This is a genomic window from Ornithinicoccus sp. (genome assembly GCF_057176825.1).
Genome location: NZ_CM169976.1, coordinates 1,398,871 through 1,417,525, shown reverse-complemented (window position 1 = coordinate 1,417,525; position 18,655 = coordinate 1,398,871). Strand labels below are relative to the sequence as shown.

The following is an 18,655-nucleotide window of genomic DNA, read 5'->3' as shown; positions in this document are numbered from 1 at the left end:
AGCCTCAGCGGGGCTGGTACGGCGCGACGACGACCTCGACGCGCTGGAACTCCTTGACGTCGCTGTAGCCGGTGGTAGCCATGGCCCGGCGCAGCGCCCCGGTGAGATTCGTGGTCCCCGAGGCGTCGACCCCGGGCCCGAGCAGGATCTCCTCGAGCGTGCCGGCCGTGCCGACGTGCACCCGCTCCCCCCGCGGCAACAGCGGGTGGTGGGCCTCCGAGCCCCAGTGGTGACCCTGCCCCGGAGCCTCCTCGGCCCGCGCCAGGGCGGCGCCCAACATGACGGCGTCCGCCCCACACGCGACAGCCTTGACGATGTCGCCCGACAGGCCCACGCCACCGTCGGCGATGACGTGCACGTAGCGCCCGCCCGACTCGTCGAGGTAGTCGCGGCGCGCTGCGGCGACGTCGGCGATAGCGGTCGCCATCGGGGCGTGGATGCCCAGCGTGCTGCGGGTGCGCAGGGCCGCACCACCGCCGAACCCGACCAGCACCCCGGCCGCGCCGGTCCGCATCAGGTGCAACGCCGCGGTGTAGGTCCCGGCGCCCCCGACGATGACGGGCACGTCCAGCTCGTAGATGAAGCGCTTGAGGTTGAGCGGCTCCGCGTTGCTGGAGACGTGCTCCGCCGAGACCGTGGTGCCGCGGATCACGAACAGGTCGACGCCGGCATCCACGACGGTCTTCCAGAACTGCTGCGTCCGCTGCGGCGACAGCGCGCCGGCGACGGTGACCCCGGCGTCCCGGATCTCGCGCAGCCGCTCGGTGATCAGCTCGGGTCGCACGGGGGCGGCATACAGCTCCTTGAGACGGGCCGTGCAGGCACCGGCGTCCAGGGAGGCGATCTCCGCCAGGTGGGTGGCAGGGTCCTCGTAGCGGGTCCACAGCCCCTCCAGGTCCAGCACGCCCAGACCCCCGAGTCGGCCCACCTCGATGGCGGTCGCCGGGGAGACGACCGAGTCCATCGGCGCGGCGATCACGGGCAGGTCGAAGTGGTAGGCGTCGATCTGCCAGGAGATCGACACCTCCTCGGGGTCGCGAGTGCGCCGGGACGGCACCACCGCGATGTCCTCGAAGGAGTACGCGCGCCGTCCGCGCTTGCCACGTCCGATCTCGATCTCGCTCACCCGCTCAGGTTATCCGGCGGCGGGGACCGATCGGTGCGCCCTACCGTCGCGGCGCGTGGCGCGGCAGGATGGAGCGGTGACCCCCTCCGCCCCCGCCGGCAGCCGCCAACCCGTCCTGTACCTGTCCCACGGGGCCCCTCCGTTGGCCGACGACGCCCGGTGGTGTGCCGAGCTCTCCGCCTGGTCGGCGGCCCTGCCCCGGCCCCGCAACATCCTCGTCGTCTCCGCCCACTGGGAGAACAACCCGCTGGCGCTGAGCTCCACCCGGCCCGGAACGCCCCTGCTGTACGACTTCTGGGGGTTCCCTCAGAAGTACTACGACGTGCGGTACGACGCGCCCGTCGCGCCCGAGCTCGCCGAGCGGGTCACCTCGCTGCTGTCCGACCGGGGCCCGGTGCAGCAGGACCAGGGGCGCGGTCTGGACCACGGCGCCTACGTCCCCCTGGTGGAGATGTTTCCCGGCGCCGACGTCCCGGTGCTGCAGATGTCACTGCCGACGTTGGAGCCGCAGGAGCTGTTCCGGCTCGGCGGGGAGCTGGCCGAGCTGCGCGACGAGGGCACGCTGATCATCGGCTCCGGGTTCACCACCCACAACCTGCGGTGGTTCGACCCGCACGCGGGAGCCGACGCCCCGCCACCGCAGGCGTCGGCCGAGTTCGACCACTGGGCCGCCGAGGCGGTCGCCGCGCAGGACATCGACGCCCTGCTCACCTTCCAGGCCGTGGCCCCGGCTGCGCACGAGGCACACCCCCGGACCGAGCACTGGGCACCGCTCTACGTCGCGTTGGGCGCCGCGGACGCCTCCGGTGACCTCGCGGCGGACAGCACGGTCGACGGGTTCTGGTTCGGCCTGTCCAAACGGTCCTGGCAGTTCGGGGCAGGAGGCGGCTCAGCCGCGTGAGTAGTTGGGTGCCTCGACGGTCATCTGTATGTCGTGCGGGTGCGACTCCTTGAGTCCCGCCGCGGTAATCCGCACGAACTGACCCCGTTCCTTCAACTCGGGGACGGTCCGGGCGCCGACGTAGAACATGGACTGTCGCAGTCCCCCGACCAGCTGGTAGGCGACGGCGGCGAGGGGGCCGCGGTAGGCCACCTGGCCCTCGATCCCCTCGGGGATCACCTTGTCGTCGTCGGCCACGTCACCCTGGAAGTAGCGATCCTTGGAGTAGGACACCCCACGCCCCCGGGACTGCATGGCACCCAGGCTCCCCATGCCGCGGTAGGACTTGTACTGCTTGCCGTTGATGAAGACCAGGTCCCCGGGCGACTCGTCACACCCGGCCAGCAACGAGCCCAGCATCACCGTGTCGGCACCCGCGACCAGGGCCTTGGCGATGTCGCCGGAGTACTGCAGCCCACCGTCGCCGATGACCGGGACGCCGGCCGGGCCGGCGGCCAGGGACGCCTCGTGGATCGCGGTGACCTGGGGCACCCCCACGCCGGCCACGACCCGCGTCGTGCAGATCGAGCCAGGGCCTACCCCGACCTTGATGGCGTCCGCCCCCGCGTCAACCAGTGCCTGCGCCCCGGCACGCGTCGCCACGTTGCCCCCGACCACCTCGACACCCGCCGTGGCGGGGTCGGACTTGAGCCTGCGGATCATGTCAGTGACCCCCCGGGCGTGCCCGTTGGCGGTGTCCACGACCAGGACGTCCACCTCGGCCTCGACCAGGGCCATGGCCCGCTTCCAGGAGTCGCCGAAGAAGCCGACGGCCGCGCCCACCCGCAGCCGGCCCGTGTCGTCCTTGGTGGCCAGCGGGTATTGCTCGGTCTTGGTGAAGTCCTTCACGGTGAACAGCCCGCGCAACTGGCCCCGGTCATCGACGATCGGCAGCTTCTCGATCTTGTTGACCGCCAGCAGCCGCAGCGCCTCGTCCTTGTCGACCCCGACCGGGGCGGTGACCAACGGCGCGGGGGTCATCACCTGGTGCACCGGGCGGGAGAAGTCGGACTCGAACCGGATGTCGCGGTTGGTGATGATGCCGACCAGCGCCCCGCCGTCGTCCACTACCGGGAGCCCGGAGATCCGGAACCGGCCACACAGCCCGTCCATCTGGGCCAGGGTCGCCTCGGGACCGATGGTCACCGGGTCGGTGACCATGCCGTTCTCCGACCGCTTGACCCGGTCGACCTGGGTCGCCTGGTCCTCGATCGACAGGTTGCGGTGCAGGATCCCCAGGCCGCCCTGCGCGGGCCATCGCGATGGCCATCCGTGCCTCGGTGACGGTGTCCATCGCGGCCGACACCAGCGGTGTCTGCACCGCGATGTTGCGGGTCAGCCGGGTCGCCGTGTCGGCGTCGCTGGGGATGACGTCGGTCTCTCCCGGCAGCAGCAGCACGTCGTCGAAGGTGAGACCGATCGTGCTGAAGGCGGACGGGACTTCGGGGAGCGGGGCGGCCGAGGTCATGGCACCAGTCTAAGCGGCCCGATTCCGCCTCCCACTTCCCGTCGGTGCCGTCTCCACCTAGAGTGGCAGGTGCCGGGAGCGTCGCCTGCTGGTGGCGTTGCCACGGTGCCGGAAGCACCGACGATCTGGGAGGTTGCGTGAGATGAGCGCAGAGCCAGCACCAGTGGCCGAACTGTGGGAGTGGCAGTTCCAGGGGTTGTGTCGCAACGTCAGCCCCGAGGTCTTCTTCCACCCCGAGGGGGAGCGCGGCGCCGCGCGCCGCCGCCGCGACGACATGGCCAAACAGGTATGCCGACGCTGTCCCGTGTTGGAGGAGTGCCGCGAGCACGCCCTACGGGCGCACGAGCCGTTCGGCGTCTGGGGGGCGATGACGGAGGCGGAGCGGGAGCGGCTGTTGCAGGCGCCGCACCTGGTCCCTGCCCCGCCGTCCCCCAACTGAGCGCGGACGCACGAACGGGCCCGTCCGACCGCACCAGCGGCCGGGGCGGGCCCGTTCGTGTCTCGGGCGAGCAGTCGCTCAGTGCGCGTGCTCGTCCTCCTCGTCCTCCGGCTTGTCCACCACGAGCGTCTCGGTGGTCAAGACCATCGCGGCGATCGACGCGGCGTTGCGCAGCGCGGACCGGGTCACCTTGACCGGGTCCAGCACACCGGCCCCGACCAGGTCGACGTACTCACCGGTCGCAGCGTTCAGCCCCTGACCCGCGGGGAGCTCGGCCACCTTGGCGGTGGCCACGTAGCCCTCGAGCCCGGCGTTCTCGGCGATCCAGCGCAGCGGCTCGTGGACCGCCTTGCGGACCAGCGTGACACCGACGGCCTCGTCGCCCTCGAGCGACAGCGCATCCAGGGCCGTGGCGGCGTGAATGAGCGCGGAGCCGCCACCGGCGACGATGCCCTCCTCGATCGCCGCACGGGTCGCGGAGACGGCGTCCTCGACGCGGTGCTTCTTCTCCTTCAGCTCCACCTCGGTGTGCGCCCCGACCTGGATCACGCAGACCCCGCCGGACAGCTTGGCCAGCCGCTCCTGCAGCTTCTCGCGGTCCCAGTCGGAGTCGGTCGCAGCGATCTCGGCGGTGATCTGGTCGACCCGCGCCTGCACGTCCTCGGGTGCACCGGCACCGTCGACGATGGTGGTGCCGTCCTTGGTCGCGACGACGCGACGGGCCTTGCCGAGCACCTCGAGCCCGACCTGGTCGAGCTTGAGGCCGACCTCCTCGGCGACAACCTGGCCGCCGGTCAGGGTGGCCATGTCCTGCAGCATCGCCTTGCGACGGTCCCCGAAGCCGGGGGCCTTCACGGCAACCGCGTTGAACGTGCCGCGCATCTTGTTGACCACCAGGGTCGACAGGGCCTCGCCCTCGACGTCCTCGGCGATGATCAGCAGCGGCTTGCTCTCGCCGACGACCTTCTCCAGCAGCGGCAGCAGGTCCGCGACCGAGGAGATCTTGCCCTGGTGCAGCAGCACGTAGGTGTCCTCCAGGACAGCCTCCATGCGCTCGGTGTCGGTGACGAAGTACGGCGAGAGGTAGCCCTTGTCGAACTGCATACCCTCGGTGAACTCCAGGTCCATGACCGCGGTCGAGGACTCCTCGACCGTGATCACGCCGTCCTTGCCGACCTTGTCGAACGCGTCGGCGATCAGGTTGCCGATGACCTCGTCCTGGGCGGAGAGGCTGGCGACCTGGGCGATCTCGTCACGGCCCTCGAGCTCGCGGGCGTTGGCCAGCAGCTGGTCGGACAGCGCCTGGACGGCAGCGTCGATGCCGCGCTTGAGCCCCGACGGGGCGGCGCCCGCAGCGACGTTGCGCAGACCTTCCTTGACCAGGGCCTGGGCGAGCACGGTCGCGGTGGTGGTCCCGTCACCGGCGATGTCGTTGGTCTTGGTGGCCACCTCCTTGGCCAGCTGGGCGCCCATGTTCTCGTAGGGGTCGTCCAGCTCGACCTCGCGGGCGATGGTGACCCCGTCGTTGGTGATGGTGGGGGCGCCCCACTTCTTGTCGAGGACGACGTTGCGGCCCTTGGGGCCCAACGTCACCTTGACGGCGTTGGCGAGGGCGTCCACGCCCCGCTCGAGCGCCTTGCGGGCGTCATCGTTGAACTGCAACTGCTTAGCCATTGATCGGCCTACTTCCTTCCACGGGCACGGATATGACGAGCGCCCCGGGGACCCGCAATGCGTGCAGGGTCACCGGGGCGTCTCGAGGTGTCAGCTGGCGACGACGGCCAGCACGTCACGCGCGGACAGGATGAGCAGCTCCTGACCGCCGTACTTGACCTCGGTGCCGCCGTACTTGCTGTAGATCACGCGGTCGCCGACGGCGATGTCGAGCGGGATGCGCTCGTCGCCGTCCTCGTTCCAGCGACCCGGGCCGACCGCCAGGACCTCGCCCTCCTGGGGCTTCTCCTTGGCGGTGTCCGGGATCACCAGGCCGGAGGCGGTGGTCTGCTCGGCCTCGACGGCCTGGACGACGATCCGGTCTTCGAGCGGCTTGATGGAAACCGACACGGTGGGGCCTTCCCTTCAGGTGTGTCGACAAATGTCTGACGTGGTCTGTCTGGTCCGGCCGGGGCCGCCGTCGCGGGGGTCGGCTTCGACCGGGACCTGGCTGGCACTTGCCACCGGCGAGTGCCAGGAACGAATCTATGTCGCGGATTAGCACTCGGTCAAACCGAGTGCCAGGACGCGCCCCGGTCCCCGCGGGCGACGGGGCCCCCGAGCCCCTGCGGGTGCCTCAGAGCAGCGGGCTGAACGGGTGCAGCAACCGTTCGACGACCCGGGGCAGCAGCCCCCGCTCCTGCCACTCCGCCCAGGTCATCTCGTGGCAGTTGGTCAGGTCGCGGCGGAAGACCTCCTCCATGTCGGCCGCGTGGCGCGGGTCGCGGATCTCGAGGTTGACCTCGTAGTTGCCCATCAGCGAGAGCCGGTCGATGTTGGCCGTCCCCACGGTGGTCCACTGCCCGTCCACCGTGGCCGTCTTGGCGTGCACCATGGCCCCCTCGTAGAGGTAGAGCCGCACCCCGCCGCGCAGCAGTTCGTCGAAGGACCCGCGCGCCACCCAGTCCGCGATCACGTGGTTGGACACGGCGGGCATGACGACCCGCACGTCGACGCCGCGCTCGGCCGCCATCAGCAGCCCCTGCTGGATCTCGCGGTCGGGGATGAAGTACCCCTGGGTGATCCAGATCCGCTCCATCGCCCGGTCGATCGCCTCGAGGTAGATGTTGCGGACCGGGAACACCAACCGGCTCGGCTCGTTGCGCGAGGCCCGCACCGGGCTGGTCCAGTCCGGGTGGCCACTGTCCGGCAGGTCCGGGTGGTTGCGGTGCCGGTGCCGGTTCCAGAAGTCGACGAAGGTGTTGCTCAGCTCCCACACGGCCGGCCCCTCCACCCGGACGTGGGTGTCCCGCCACTGGGTGGCGTAGACGCCACCGATGTTGTAGCCCCCCACGAACCCCACGCGTCCGTCCACGACCAGCACCTTGCGGTGGTCCCTCCCGGTGCGCCTCAGGTTGAGCAGGAATCCTCCGCGCACGGTCGGGAACTTCAGCACGTGCAGCGTGTCCGGGAACTGCTTGAACGCCCGGGGCACGACGAGGTTGGCGAAGCCGTCGAAGACCACGCACACCCGCACCCCGCGGTTGGCCGCCGCGACCAGCGCGTCCTTGAACCGTTGCCCGACCTCGTCGCCCTTCCAGATGTAGCTGGCCAGGTAGACGTAGTCGGTGGCCTCCGCGATCGCCTCCAGCATCGCGTCGTAGAGGTGCTCCCCGTAGGTGTAGGTGGTGATGACGTTCTCCCCCACCGGGGAGCAACTCGGGTCATGCGCCGGGGCCTCGTGCACCTCCGTGGTGCGTCGCTTGCGCAGCGCGTCCACCCCGATCACGGCACCCGCGGCGACCATCTGGGCCGCGAACGTGGCGGCCCCCACCCCGACAGCCACCCGCCGGGCCGAGCGGACCCGGCTGCGCAGTGACGACATACGGTCAACCTACCCGTTCGGGCCGGTCCCGCGGGTGGGGGATCATGGGACCCATGGATCCCGACCTGGTGCGCCGCCTGGGCAGCGGCGAGGGCTGGGGACTGCTGCAGTCACTGCCCCCGTATGACGAGGAGCAGGTCATCGCGCTGGGCTCGCGTCTGCGGGCGGAGGGCTTTGACCCCGACCTGGTCGCCGCTGCCCTCACCCAGTCCCGGCTCCGGGGACGGGGGCGGGAGAAGTTCGGCGACCGGGTCGCCGCGATGCTGCTGACCCCCGACGGGCTGGAGCAGGCCACCCGGTCCGAGCTCGCGGCCCGCCACGCCGCACGGTTCGTGGAGTGCGGCACCACCCGGCTGTGGGACCTGGGGTGCGGAATCGGGGCGGACTCCATGGCCGCGGCCTCGGCCGGGCTGCGCGTCACCGCAGTCGAGGCCGACCCGGCGACCGCCGCGGTCGCGGAGGTCAACCTGCGCCCCTGGCCGCGGGCGGAGGTCCGGACGGCACCGGTGGACCACGTGCTGCCGGACCTGCCGACCGGGCCGGCGGCCACGGGGTGCGGCGCCTGGTTCGACCCGGCGCGCCGGCTCCCGGGGGCCACCGACCAGGCCGGCCGCACCCGACGGCTGTTCCGCCTCGAGGAGATTTCCCCGTCCTGGGACACGGTGCGCGAGGTGGCGGCCCGGGTGCCTGCGGCCGGGGCGAAACTGAGCCCGGCCTTCCCGCACGCCCGCGTGCCCTACGGGGCGGAGGCGGAGTGGGTCTCGTTCCGGGGCGAGGCGCTGGAGTGCACCATCTGGTGGGGGGACGCCGTCCGCTCTCCGGGTCGCAGCGCCCTGGCGCACACCCGGTCGGGCTGGGTCCGGGTCCACGACGAGGCACCGGGCCCCGCGCCCACCCTCCGCGCGGGGGCCGAGGTGGGGAGTTGGCTCTACGAGCCCGACAAGGCCGTGCTGCAGGCCGGTCTGGTCGGCACGCTCGCGGCCGCCGTCGAGGGCGCCGAGCTGGATGCCGGGGTCGGCTACGTCACCGCGGACCGGGCCGCCGACCTGGCCTGGGCCAGCCGCTACCGGGTGCAGGACGTGCTCCCGCTGCACCCCAAGAAGCTGCGGGCCTGGGCGCGGGACCGCGGGCTCGGGCGGCTCACCATCAAGAAGCGGGGGGTGCGGGTGGACCCTGACGACCTGCGCCGCCAGCTGCGTCTGAGCGGCGACGCGGAGGCGGTCGTCGTGGTCACCCGCATCGCGGGCCGTCCCGTCGTGCTGCCCGTCCAGCCGGGGTGACACCCGGGGGCCTAGTCGCACCCCGTGCCGACGGGGTGCTCCCCCACCGCCACCGGCAACGTCCCGGGCGCCGGTGCCTCGCCGGTGAGCACCTCGACGAGGGCCTCGAAGGTCGCCGAGTCCCGCCCGTAGGCCGCCAGGAGCGCCGTGCTCGCGCTGCTGTCGGCGAGTGCGTAGGGGACGTCGAGGGCGACCACCACGTCGGCCGAGGCACCCCCGGTCCCGCCGCCGCCTCCACCCGCCTGGTAGTCCGGTGCGCCGAGCAGCGCGACGACATCCCCGGATCCGGTCCCGAGCCCAGCCTCCCCGGCCGCCTCCGACAGCCGCCGGCGGTCGGCCTCGGTGCCACCGACGATCTGGATGGAGTCGCCGACCAGCGGGGCGCCGCAGGTGCCGGAGAGCTGAGTGATCGACGCCGCCGCGGCACGCACCGCCAGGTCGCGCCCGGTGCCGATCACCTCCGCGTCCGGCTCCGGCACGTCCTCCAGGTGACGGAGCGTGGCGATGGTCCGTGCCGCGGACTCCTCCAGGCGGCTGCGCTCCAGCGTGCCGCCCTGGACGGCCTCGACCAGGGCCGCGGTGGCACCTCCGGGGTCGGCGGGCATGAGCAGGACGTCCGCACCCGCCTCGACGGCCAGCACGGCGGCGTCACCGGCGCCGTAGCCGTCGACGATGGCGCCCATGTTGAGGGCGTCGGTGATGATCAGACCCTGGAAGCCGAGCTCCTCCCGGAGCATCCCGGTCAGCACCGGAGCGGACAGGGTTGCCGGACGCCCGGGGTCGACGTCCTCCACCTCGATGTGGGCCGTCATCATCGCGGGCACCCCCTCGTCGGCCATCGTGGCGAACGGGACCAGGTCGCGCTCGCGCAACGTCTCCACGTCGGCGTCCTGGACGGCCGAGCCGAGGTGGGTGTCGGCGGTGACGGACCCGTGACCCGGGAAGTGCTTGGCCACCGGGACCAGCCCGCTGTCGGCATACCCGTCGGCCTGCGCGGTCGCGATCGTGGCCACCAGGTCGACGTCGCTGCCCGGTGACCGGGCGGCGATCGTCGGGTCGTCGGGGCCGGAGGTGACATCGGCCACCGGCGCAAAGATCACCGTGTAGCCCAGCGCCCGCACCTGCTCCCCCGAGGCCAGGGCGACATCGTGCGCCAGGTCGGTGTCGCCGGCCGCCCCGAGCGCCATCGCCGAGGGCCAGGTCTGCAGCGGGTCCCCGACGCGGGTGATCGGGCCGCCCTCCTGGTCGATCCCGAGGAAGGCCGGCCAGTCCCGCCCGTCCGCGGCCACCGCCTCGTCGACGGCCGCCGTCAGGTCCTGCAGCGCCTCGGTGCGGAGGTCGGGGTCCTCTGGCACGTTGTCCCCCAGCGTGATCACCCCGGCGAGATGGTGGCGGCTCACCAGGTCGGCCGCCTCCCCCGCGTCGGTGCCACCGTAGGAGGCGACGACCAGCTGGCCGGCCAGCTCCTCCAGCGACAGGTGGCGCACCTCCTCGCGGGCCCGGTCCAGCTCGTCAGCCGACGGCAGACCCGCCACGATCCCGGGAGAATCCTCCGGGGTCGGGTCGCCGGTCCCGGAGGTCCCGTCCGGTCCCCCGGTCGCCCCACTCCCCTCGCTCGTGGCGGCCCCGTCATCGGTGGTGGATCCACCCGTCATGTCCGGTGCGCTCGCACTTCCGGTGCTGGCCGGGTCCTCGTCCTCGACCGACCCGGTGCAGCCCGTGAGCAGCAGCCCGGTGGCCACGAGGACGCCCAGCGCCGGGCGCGACAGCCTCACCCTCGCACCTGCTCCACCGGGAGCGAGGAGTCCGCGGGGAAGTCCGGCGCCGACGGGGCCTGACCGTCCCGCAGGACCTGGGCACCCAGCGCCGCCACCATCGCCCCGTTGTCGGTGCACAGCCCGGGGCGCGGCACCCGCAGGCGGATCCCCTCGGCCGCGCAGCGTTCCTCGATGAGCCCGCGGATCCGGCTGTTCGCGGCGACCCCTCCGCCCAGCACCATGTCGTGGATGTCGTGCTCCCGGCACGCGAGCACGGCCTTGCGGGTCAGCACGTCCGCCACTGCCTCCTGGAAGCTCGCCGCGACGTCGGCGACGGGCACCTGCTCACCGGACCGTTCCCGAGCCTGGACCCAGCGGATCACCGCCGTCTTCAGGCCGGAGAAGGAGAAGTCGTAGCGGTGCCGCTCCATGTCACGACCCGAGGTCAGCCCGCGGGGAAACCGGATCGTCGCGCTGCCGTCCTGCGCCGCGCGGTCGATATGGGGGCCTCCGGGGTAGGGCAGGCCTAACACCCGCGCCACCTTGTCGAAGGCCTCCCCTGCCGCGTCGTCGATGGTGGTGCCCAGGGAGGTGATGTCCGAGGCGATGTCGCGCACGAGCAGCAGGTTGGTGTGGCCACCCGAGACCAGCAACGCCATCGTGGGCTCGGGCAGTGGGCCGTGCTCGAGGATGTCCACGGCGACGTGCGCGGCCAGGTGGTTCACGGCATACACGGGACGGTCCAGGGCGATGCCGAGCGCCTTGGCTGCCCCGACGCCGACCAGGAGCGCCCCCGCCAGGCCGGGTCCGGAGGTCACGGCGATCGCGTCCACGTCCCCGAGACCCACACCGGCCTCGGCGCAGGCCCGCTCCAGCGTCGGCACCATGGCCTCCAGGTGGGCCCGGCTGGCAACTTCGGGCACCACGCCGCCGAAGCGCACGTGCTCCTCGACGCTGCTGGCGACGGCGTGGCCCAGCAGGGTGGTGCCACGCACCAGGCCGACTCCGGTCTCGTCGCAGCTGGACTCCAGCCCCAGCACCAGTGGATCAGCCACGGGTCGCCACCTCCCGGGTCAGGTCGGCCCGCATCACGAGGGCGTCCACGCCCCCGGGGTAGTAGCGCGGGCGGGTCCGGAGCAGGGTGAAGCCGTGCCGCTCGTAGAGCCGGATCGCCGCGGCGTTGTCCGCCCGCACCTCCAGCAGGGCGGCGCCGACACCGGCGTCGACGGCCCGCTCCAGCAGCGCCGTCAGCAGGGTCCTACCGTGCCCACTGCCCTGTCGGGACGGGTCCACGGCGACCGTCATGACGTCGACCGTGTCACCCCCGCGATCCGTCCCCCCATACCCCACGATCACGCCGTCCTCGTCCAGCAGCACGACGTAGTCCCGCCGCGGACGGGCCGCCAACTCGGCCCACCAGCTCGCGTCCGACCAGGGGTCCTCGGGGAACAGGCGGGCCTCCAGCGCGGTCACCTGGGCCAGGTCCGGCCAGCGCATCGGGCGCACGGTGCTCGCGGCGCCGGCCGTCATCGTCGGCCCCCGGGCTGCGGTGGGGTGAGTGCCTGCTTGAGCGGTCCGGGGACGGCGGCGTCGGGCCGGCGCAGATAGAGCGGCTCCGGGTCGAGCAGTATGGCGTGCGGGTCACCGTGGGCCAGGGCCGCCGTGGCCAGCGTCGCCAGGGCGCCCGGCAGCACGTCTGCCGCCTCCTGCGCCCGGTCCTCCGCGAGCCCGGGTGGCCCGGTGAGGGCGTCGGGGTACAGCGTCGCCCCGCGGCCCAGGCACGGCAGTGCGCGAACCTCGGGGGACAGGTCGGCCGCCCGGCCGACCTGAGGTCCGGTGACGCGGTGCGCCGACCCGTCGGACACGGCATACCGGGCCCAGTAGACCTCCTTGCGCCTGGCGTCCGTGGCCACCAGGAAGTCGCCGTTGACCAGACCGTCGGAGACCGCGCTCCAGGCGATCGCGTCCAGCGAGCACACCCCGTGGACCGGCACACCGGCACCGTGGCCCAGCACCAGGGCGGTCACCACCCCGACCCGCAGGCCGGTGAACGGCCCCGGCCCGACGCCGCACACCACGTGGCTGAGCTGCTGCGCCCGGACCCCCGCCCGCTCCAGGGCCTCGCCGACGGTCGGCCCGAGCAGCTCACCGTGCCGTCGGTCGTCCCGATGGGTCACCTCGGCCAACAGCCGACCGTCGTGGTGGACGGCCGCACCCACCGTGGCGGTGGCAGTGTCGAGGGCGAGCAGCACCGCACCAGGCTAACCGGCGCGGCGTCCTGCTCAGACGTCGAGCCGGACGACGTCGCGGCCGGTGAGCAATGCGTCCCGTTGCAGGATCCGGCACAACGAGCGGAGGACCAGCGGGTCGTACTCGTACCCGGCGTTCAGCCGCAGCCGTTCGGCGGCACGGCGCACCGCGTCGGGTGATCGGTCGACGCCGACCAGGTCGTCGAAGGCGTTGGCGACCTTCAACACCCTGCTGGCCAGGGGAACCAGCCCGATGTCGGTGGTGCGTTTGTAGGCGACCGACTGGTCCCCCACGATGCCGGCCAACCGGGAGAGCTCGGCGGTGCGGGACAGGATGGCGGCCCCGGCCGCGGCGATCCTGCGCTGGTCCAGTGGCGAGGTCAGCAGCGTCGCGCCTCCCGGGATCGGTCGGCGCAGCGACACCTGACCCAGGTCGTGCAGCAGCGCCGCCGACTGCAGGTCCACCAGCTCCCGCTCGGACATCCCCATGTCGCGACCGATCGACACCGAGTAGTCCGCCACCCGGGCCGCGTGACCCGCCGGGGTGTAGCCGCCGAGCTCGGTCAGTCGGGACAGCGCGAAGATCGTCTGACGCTGGGCGGTGCGCACCCCCGCCTGCCGGGTCACCGCCAGGTTCAGCAGCATCAGCGGGATCAGAAAGAGCGGCACCGCGATCGCGCCAAGCGTGCCGACCGCGATGGCCACCACGGCGGCCGTCGAGGTCGTCGCGGCGGCCAGCGGCCCGACCGCCGAGAGCTCCTCCAGGAACGCCCGGCGCAGGATGGCGTGGGTGCGCGCCGACCGCTGCACGCTCATCAGGAGGAGCTGCCAGCCGATCGCCGCGCCCGCCACCAGGAACAGTGCGAGCGCGACCCACCAGCGGTCCTGGTTCGCCGCATCGACCCACTCCACCAGGGACCTACCCTCCCAGGGGACCACCCGGGCCAACATCGCGGCGAGGGCCACCACGATCACCCGCGTCGCCACCACCGACAGGTCCATCGGCCGCTCGGCCGTTCGGGCGTAGAGCGCGTGTCCGGCCAGGCTGGCCAGGGCGGTGCCCAGGACGACGACCCCGGGCAGGTGCTCCACGCTGGTGTCGCTGGGGAGCTCGGCGCTCATCGCGAACGCCACCGACGAGGCCACCGCGAGGGGCGACAGCTCCCGGGAGTCCGGGATGCGCACCCGCCAGGTCTCGCTCACCGCGATGGTCACCAGGAACATCAGGTACAGGACCGCGACCTCGAGCGGGATGGGCTCCAGCGAGGACAGGAGCAGCGGCAGCGAACCCACGGTGATGACGCCCGCGGTGAGCATGAGGAGGCGGTCGAAGGACCTCCCGGACAGGCTGACCCTCACCGGCCGACCTCCTCGATCGCTGGCGGGGGCTCGGTCATGCCGATCGCCAGGTCCTGGTGGTCGGCGTCGGGGGACCACTGGGCGTACTGGTCGCTGATGACCGGGTCGTCGTGGTCGTGCACGTCCCCGAGGGAGGAGCGCAGGTCCTCGTGGATGAGGGTCGGCTCCCAGGTCCGGTCCGCCAGGGCCTCCGCGAGGGCGCCGACCACCTCACCGTCCAGGTGCGTCCCAACCCGGTCTTGCAACTGCTGGAGCGCGGCGGACTGGTCGAGGGGGTCGCGGTAGGAGCGGGTCGTGGTGAGCGAGTCGAACGCGTCGGCCACCGCGATGACCCGGGCGAACAACGGGATCTCCTCCCCCCGCAGGCCCGCGGGGTATCCCTTCCCGTCGAGCCGTTCGTGGTGGTGCAGGATGCCGGGGAGCGCGTTGGCCAGGAAGTCGATGTCCTGCAGCATCCGCACTCCTGCCTGCGGGTGCTCGCTGATCGCCACGAGGAACCCCACGTCGACCGGTCCGGTCGCACGGGGGCCCTGCGGCGGCACGGCGACCATGCCGATGTCGTGCAGCAGGGCAGCGAAGTGGAGCTCCTCGGCCACGGAGCCGCCGATTCCCAGCCGCGGCGCCATCCGGCGGCACAACTCGGCCACCCTCGCACTGTGCCCCACGGAGTAGGGGTTGGCCGCCTCCAGCGCCGCGACCAGGGTGCTCACCGTGCGGGTGTGCGAGCGCCGCTCGTAGGTGTCTCGGCTCAGCGTCCACTGGGCGATGAGCAGCGGCAGCAGCACCAGGGCCGCGCTGAACATCCCGACGCCCGCCGGCACCCAGAGCACGACGAAGAGGAAGGCGACCACGGCGTGCGTGACGTAACCCCACCCCAGACCACGCAGCGTGCGGCCGAAGACCTGGGCGAACGGCATACCTCCCGCCAGTCGTGCCATCACCGCGACCAGCAGCACGTTGAGGACGGCCATCGTCGCGTAGCCGATGACCATCGGGGCGGCCACCCCTAGCAGCAGCTCCGCCGGGGTGGAGGCGCTGTTGATCGGCAGCTGGCCGCCGCAGGCCAGGTAGACCAGGCCGCCGCCGGCGCCGAAGCAGCCTGTCATCCCCGCGTTGAACACCCGGGTGCGTGGCCGGGAGTTGCGTGCCCCGACGATGCAGCTGACGTAGCCGATGACCGCCGTCCCGACCGGGCCGGCCAGCGGCAGCGAGGCAGCCAGGATCACGGTGCCGAACGAGACACCGACGTGCGGTCCCAGCTCCCGCTCCCGCATCGAGGCCCCCAGCGCCGCGAGGGCCGTGAGCAGCACGATGGCGGTCCAGGGCAGTTGCCGCCCGATCCAGAGTCCGCCCACGATGAAGCCGAGCGCGACGATGCTCAGCAGGAGGACATAACTGTTCACGGCCCATCGTGGTGCGGGGCCGGATTCGGGGGACTCGAAAGGCGCGACCCCCTGGGGGGGCCGCGCCTCCGATGCGTCGGTGCGAGAGTGCCCTGATCGGGCGTCGTGCTCAGCCATCAGTGCCGATCAGGGCCTCGACGTCAATCTTCCCAGAAGACAACGTCCGGGATGAAGTTCAGAACGTCGGCCAGCTGGCCGCTCGTCACCAGGTCCAAGAGCGCCTGCAGCATGATGGTTCCTTCCGTGGCCGGGTCAGCAAACTCCTCCGACGGGATTGGGGGCCCCGTCGGCCAGCAGGAGACTCTTCAAGAATGGCACAGTAATGACCAAAGCGGGAGTCGTCCGGAAGGACCCGATGGCACACTTGACCGACAATTTACTCTCTCTTGATCTAGCGGTCGGAGCGGTATCGGACGGGTGCGTGGTGTGCGATCATGGGGGTCGGTTCTGCCCCACCGGGACATCTCCCGGGAGGCGCTACACCACCACGAACGTAGGAGGCCACGATGAGCAAGCGCGCCCGCAAGCGTCGCGACCGCAAGAAGAAGGGTGCCAACCACGGCAAGAAGCCGAACGCCTGAGCACCCAGATCAGCACAGGACCCCCGCAGCCCGGTTCGGGCGCGGGGGTCCTGTCGTTCGGGCCCGCGCCCTGTCTGGTCAGTCCGTGGTGAAGGTACGCGTCACCGAGATGCTCGTGATGCGCGCCATGATCTGGGTCCGCAGCGCCTCGGGTGCCGGCTCACAGCCGCACGCTCGCCGCACGACCTCCTTGAGCACCCTGTCCCGCTCGTACTCCCGCAGGCAGGAGGTGCACTCGTCCAGGTGCGACTGGATCCACCGACAGTCGTCGGGGCCGGCCTCGTTGTCGACGAACTCGAAGAGCCGCAGCACGACCTCGGTGCAGTCGGGCCGGCGCTCGTCCCCGGAAGCGGCCCTCATGACTGCACCTTCTCCCGCTTGATGAAGCCCCGCTCCAGCGCGTAGTCGCTGAGCAGGTCCCGCAACTGACGCCGGCCACGGTGCAGCCGGGACATGACGGTGCCGATGGGGGTGTCCATGATCTCGGCGATCTCCTTGTAGGCGAACCCCTCGACGTCGGCCAGGTAGACCGCGAGCCGGAAGTCCTCGGGGATCTGGGCCAGCGCCCGCGTCACGTCCGAGTCGGGCAGGTGGTCCAGGGCCTCGGCCTCTGCCGAGCGCAGACCCGTGGAGGAGTGCTGGGCCGCGCGGGCGAGCTGGTAGTCCTCCACCTCGGCGGCGTCGGACTCCTTGGGCTGTCGCTGCTTCTTGCGGTAGGTGTTGATGTAGGTGTTGGTGAGGATGCGGTACATCCACGCCTTGAGATTGGTCCCGGGGCGGTACTGGTGGAAGGCCGCGAAGGCCTTCGCGTACGTCTCCTGGACCAGGTCCTCGGCGTCGGTCGGGTTGCGCGTCGTGCGCAGCGCGGCGCTGTACATCTGGTCCAGCAGCGGCATCGCCTCGCGCTCGAAGCGGGCAGCCCGCTCCTCCGGCGTCTCCGTCGCCACGTCGACCACCTCGTCCGCGGTGGCCACCACGTCGTCCGTGTCGCGGGACCGGCCAGCGCCGGTGCTCTCGGGTGCCTGGTCGTTAGTCATTACCGACCAGCCTAGCCCCCCGGCACGTCGCCCGGTCTGCCCGGCGAACCGGAGGCCACCGGCGGGTAGCGTCCCGGGTTCCGGGGCGGCGAGCATGGCTACCGACATACGCTCTGTCTCCTGGGCTCTCGCGGGCGTGCTGGGGTGGGCGTTCGCAGGAGTCAACGGCGGCAGACCCCGGGAGCATTCCCGACCCGTGACACCATGGGGCGGTGAACGCCGCCCTGCCGACCGGGACCGACCTGCGTCCCCTCCGCCAGCCCCGCAAACTGCAGAACGTCCTGTACGAGATCCGCGGCCCCGTCGCCGCCCGCGCAGCCCAACTCGAGACCGAGGGGCACCGGATCCTCAAGCTCAACATCGGCAACCCGGCACCGTTCGGGTTCGAGGCGCCCGACACCATCCTGCAGGACATGATCGCCGCCCTCCCGGTCGCGCAGGGGTACTCCGAGTCCAAGGGGATCCTGTCCGCGCGACGCGCCGTCGTCAGCCGCTATCAGGAGGTGCCTGGGTTCCCCCGGGTCGACGTCGACGACGTCTACCTGGGCAACGGCGTGTCCGAGCTCATCATGATGACGCTGTCGGCGCTGCTGGAGGACGGGGACGAGGTGCTCGTCCCCGCCCCCGACTACCCGTTGTGGACCGCGGCGACGAGCCTGGCCGGCGGATCCCCCGTGCACTACCTGTGCGAGGAGGAGAACGACTGGCAGCCCAGCATCGAGGACATCCGCAGCAAAATCACGCCCCGCACCAAGGCGCTGGTCGTGATCAATCCGAACAATCCGACCGGGGCGGTCTACAGCAAGGAACTACTCGCCGAGCTGGTGGAGGTGGCCCGCGAGCACTCCCTGCTGCTGATGGCCGACGAGATCTACGACCGGGTGCTGTTCGACGACGCCGAGCACACCTGCCTGGCCAGCCTCGCCCCCGACCTGCTGGTGCTGACCTTCAACGGTTTGTCCAAGACCTACCGGGTCGCCGGGTACCGCGCCGGGTGGGTGGTCATCTCCGGCCCGCGGCAGCACGCCTCCGGCTTCCTGGAGGGCATCGAGCTGCTCGCCTCGACCCGGCTGTGCCCCAACGTCCCGGCGCAGCACGCGATCCAGGTGGCGGTCTCCGGGCGACAGAGCATCGGCGACCTCATCCTGCCGGGCGGCCGGCTGCTGGAGCAGCGCGATGTCGCCTACTCGATGCTCAACGCGATGGACGGGGTGTCCTGCACCAAACCGCGCGGGGCGCTCTACGTCTTCCCCCGGATCGATCCGGAGGTGCACGAGATCCACGACGACGTCCAGCTGTGCCTGGACCTGCTGGAGCGCGAGCACATCCTCGTGGTACACGGCACCGGCTTCAACTGGCCCACCCCCGACCACCTGCGGATCGTCACCCTCCCCTGGGCCCGCGACCTCCAGGTCGCCCTCGAGCGGATGGGCAACTTCCTCGCCTCCTACCACCAGTGACCCCCCAATTTTCGTAGC

General features: G+C 71.8%; 17 protein-coding genes and 1 pseudogene. 5 read left to right on the top strand and 13 right to left on the bottom strand.

Annotation, left to right across the window (positions count from 1 at the left end):
- Nucleotides 1–4 precede the first annotated feature (4 nt).
- Complete coding sequence (locus tag AC1QRC_RS07345) at nucleotides 5–1,126, bottom strand: GuaB3 family IMP dehydrogenase-related protein (RefSeq protein WP_484206121.1); 1,122 nt, start codon at nucleotides 1,124–1,126, stop codon at nucleotides 5–7.
- Nucleotides 1,127–1,202: 76 nt separating this feature from the next.
- Here AC1QRC_RS07345 and AC1QRC_RS07340 point away from each other — a divergent pair, with 76 nt between their 5' ends.
- The gene (locus AC1QRC_RS07340) at nucleotides 1,203–2,027 is read left to right on the top strand and encodes a dioxygenase family protein (protein WP_484206120.1); all 825 of its coding nucleotides are present in this window, start codon (nucleotides 1,203–1,205) and stop codon (nucleotides 2,025–2,027) included.
- Here AC1QRC_RS07340 and guaB read toward each other — a convergent pair.
- Nucleotides 2,016–3,534: pseudogene (guaB, locus tag AC1QRC_RS07335) on the bottom strand (IMP dehydrogenase). The gene AC1QRC_RS07340 and the pseudogene guaB overlap by 12 nt on opposite strands.
- A 142-nt stretch (nucleotides 3,535–3,676) precedes the next feature.
- On the opposite strand from guaB, the gene AC1QRC_RS07330 reads away from it, so the two are divergent.
- Complete coding sequence (locus AC1QRC_RS07330; RefSeq protein ID WP_484206119.1) at nucleotides 3,677–3,973, top strand: WhiB family transcriptional regulator; 297 nt, start codon at nucleotides 3,677–3,679, stop codon at nucleotides 3,971–3,973.
- Between the two features lie 78 nt (nucleotides 3,974–4,051).
- On the opposite strand, the gene groL is transcribed toward AC1QRC_RS07330, so the two are convergent.
- The 3 genes from groL to AC1QRC_RS07315 all read right to left on the bottom strand — a co-directional run bounded on the left by groL (nucleotide 4,052) and on the right by AC1QRC_RS07315 (nucleotide 7,511).
- A complete protein-coding gene (gene groL, locus AC1QRC_RS07325; RefSeq protein ID WP_484206118.1) occupies nucleotides 4,052–5,647 on the bottom strand; it encodes a chaperonin GroEL in 1,596 nt (531 codons plus the stop codon).
- Between the two features lie 90 nt (nucleotides 5,648–5,737).
- Complete coding sequence (gene groES, locus AC1QRC_RS07320) at nucleotides 5,738–6,037, bottom strand: co-chaperone GroES (protein WP_484206117.1); 300 nt, start codon at nucleotides 6,035–6,037, stop codon at nucleotides 5,738–5,740.
- Nucleotides 6,038–6,263: 226 nt separating this feature from the next.
- Nucleotides 6,264–7,511, bottom strand: coding sequence for a phospholipase D-like domain-containing protein (locus tag AC1QRC_RS07315; protein WP_484206116.1), 1,248 nt, complete (start codon nucleotides 7,509–7,511; stop codon nucleotides 6,264–6,266).
- Between the two features lie 53 nt (nucleotides 7,512–7,564).
- On the opposite strand from AC1QRC_RS07315, the gene AC1QRC_RS07310 reads away from it, so the two are divergent.
- The gene (locus tag AC1QRC_RS07310) at nucleotides 7,565–8,791 is read left to right on the top strand and encodes a THUMP-like domain-containing protein (RefSeq protein WP_484206115.1); all 1,227 of its coding nucleotides are present in this window, start codon (nucleotides 7,565–7,567) and stop codon (nucleotides 8,789–8,791) included.
- Between the two features lie 11 nt (nucleotides 8,792–8,802).
- Here AC1QRC_RS07310 and AC1QRC_RS07305 read toward each other — a convergent pair whose 3' ends face one another.
- The 6 genes from AC1QRC_RS07305 to AC1QRC_RS07280 are packed head-to-tail and all read right to left on the bottom strand — an operon-like array spanning nucleotide 8,803 to nucleotide 15,559.
- A complete protein-coding gene (locus tag AC1QRC_RS07305) occupies nucleotides 8,803–10,566 on the bottom strand; it encodes a glycoside hydrolase family 3 protein (protein ID WP_484206114.1) in 1,764 nt (587 codons plus the stop codon).
- The gene (gene tsaD / locus AC1QRC_RS07300) at nucleotides 10,563–11,603 is read right to left on the bottom strand and encodes a tRNA (adenosine(37)-N6)-threonylcarbamoyltransferase complex transferase subunit TsaD (protein WP_484206113.1); all 1,041 of its coding nucleotides are present in this window, start codon (nucleotides 11,601–11,603) and stop codon (nucleotides 10,563–10,565) included. Before tsaD ends, AC1QRC_RS07305 begins: the two co-directional genes overlap by 4 nt.
- Nucleotides 11,596–12,045, bottom strand: a complete 450-nt coding sequence (gene rimI, locus AC1QRC_RS07295; protein ID WP_484206112.1) for a ribosomal protein S18-alanine N-acetyltransferase — start codon at nucleotides 12,043–12,045, stop codon at nucleotides 11,596–11,598. Before rimI ends, tsaD begins: the two co-directional genes overlap by 8 nt.
- Nucleotides 12,046–12,074: 29 nt before the next feature.
- The gene (tsaB, locus tag AC1QRC_RS07290; protein WP_484206111.1) at nucleotides 12,075–12,800 is read right to left on the bottom strand and encodes a tRNA (adenosine(37)-N6)-threonylcarbamoyltransferase complex dimerization subunit type 1 TsaB; all 726 of its coding nucleotides are present in this window, start codon (nucleotides 12,798–12,800) and stop codon (nucleotides 12,075–12,077) included.
- A gap of 30 nt (nucleotides 12,801–12,830) precedes the next feature.
- Nucleotides 12,831–14,156, bottom strand: a complete 1,326-nt coding sequence (locus tag AC1QRC_RS07285) for an HD-GYP domain-containing protein (protein ID WP_484206110.1) — start codon at nucleotides 14,154–14,156, stop codon at nucleotides 12,831–12,833.
- Nucleotides 14,153–15,559 carry an HD-GYP domain-containing protein gene (locus AC1QRC_RS07280; RefSeq protein WP_484206109.1) on the bottom strand — a complete coding sequence of 469 codons (1,407 nt, stop codon included), beginning with the start codon at nucleotides 15,557–15,559 and terminating at the stop codon, nucleotides 14,153–14,155. The genes AC1QRC_RS07285 and AC1QRC_RS07280 overlap by 4 nt, the downstream gene beginning before the upstream one ends.
- 506 nt (nucleotides 15,560–16,065) lie before the next feature.
- Here AC1QRC_RS07280 and AC1QRC_RS07275 point away from each other — a divergent pair.
- Nucleotides 16,066–16,140, top strand: a complete 75-nt coding sequence (locus AC1QRC_RS07275) for a 50S ribosomal protein bL37 (RefSeq protein WP_390623317.1) — start codon at nucleotides 16,066–16,068, stop codon at nucleotides 16,138–16,140.
- A 78-nt stretch (nucleotides 16,141–16,218) separates the two neighbouring features.
- On the opposite strand, the gene rsrA is transcribed toward AC1QRC_RS07275, so the two are convergent.
- Together rsrA and AC1QRC_RS07265 are read right to left on the bottom strand one after the other, a co-directional pair.
- Nucleotides 16,219–16,500: a mycothiol system anti-sigma-R factor gene (gene rsrA, locus AC1QRC_RS07270; RefSeq protein WP_484206108.1), complete on the bottom strand. Its 282-nt coding sequence runs from the start codon at nucleotides 16,498–16,500 to the stop codon at nucleotides 16,219–16,221.
- Nucleotides 16,497–17,177: a sigma-70 family RNA polymerase sigma factor gene (locus AC1QRC_RS07265; RefSeq protein WP_484206107.1), complete on the bottom strand. Its 681-nt coding sequence runs from the start codon at nucleotides 17,175–17,177 to the stop codon at nucleotides 16,497–16,499. The genes rsrA and AC1QRC_RS07265 overlap by 4 nt, the downstream gene beginning before the upstream one ends.
- Before the next feature lie 212 nt (nucleotides 17,178–17,389).
- On the opposite strand from AC1QRC_RS07265, the gene AC1QRC_RS07260 reads away from it, so the two are divergent.
- Nucleotides 17,390–18,637, top strand: a complete 1,248-nt coding sequence (locus AC1QRC_RS07260) for a pyridoxal phosphate-dependent aminotransferase (protein ID WP_484206106.1) — start codon at nucleotides 17,390–17,392, stop codon at nucleotides 18,635–18,637.
- Nucleotides 18,638–18,655: the final 18 nt, after the last annotated feature.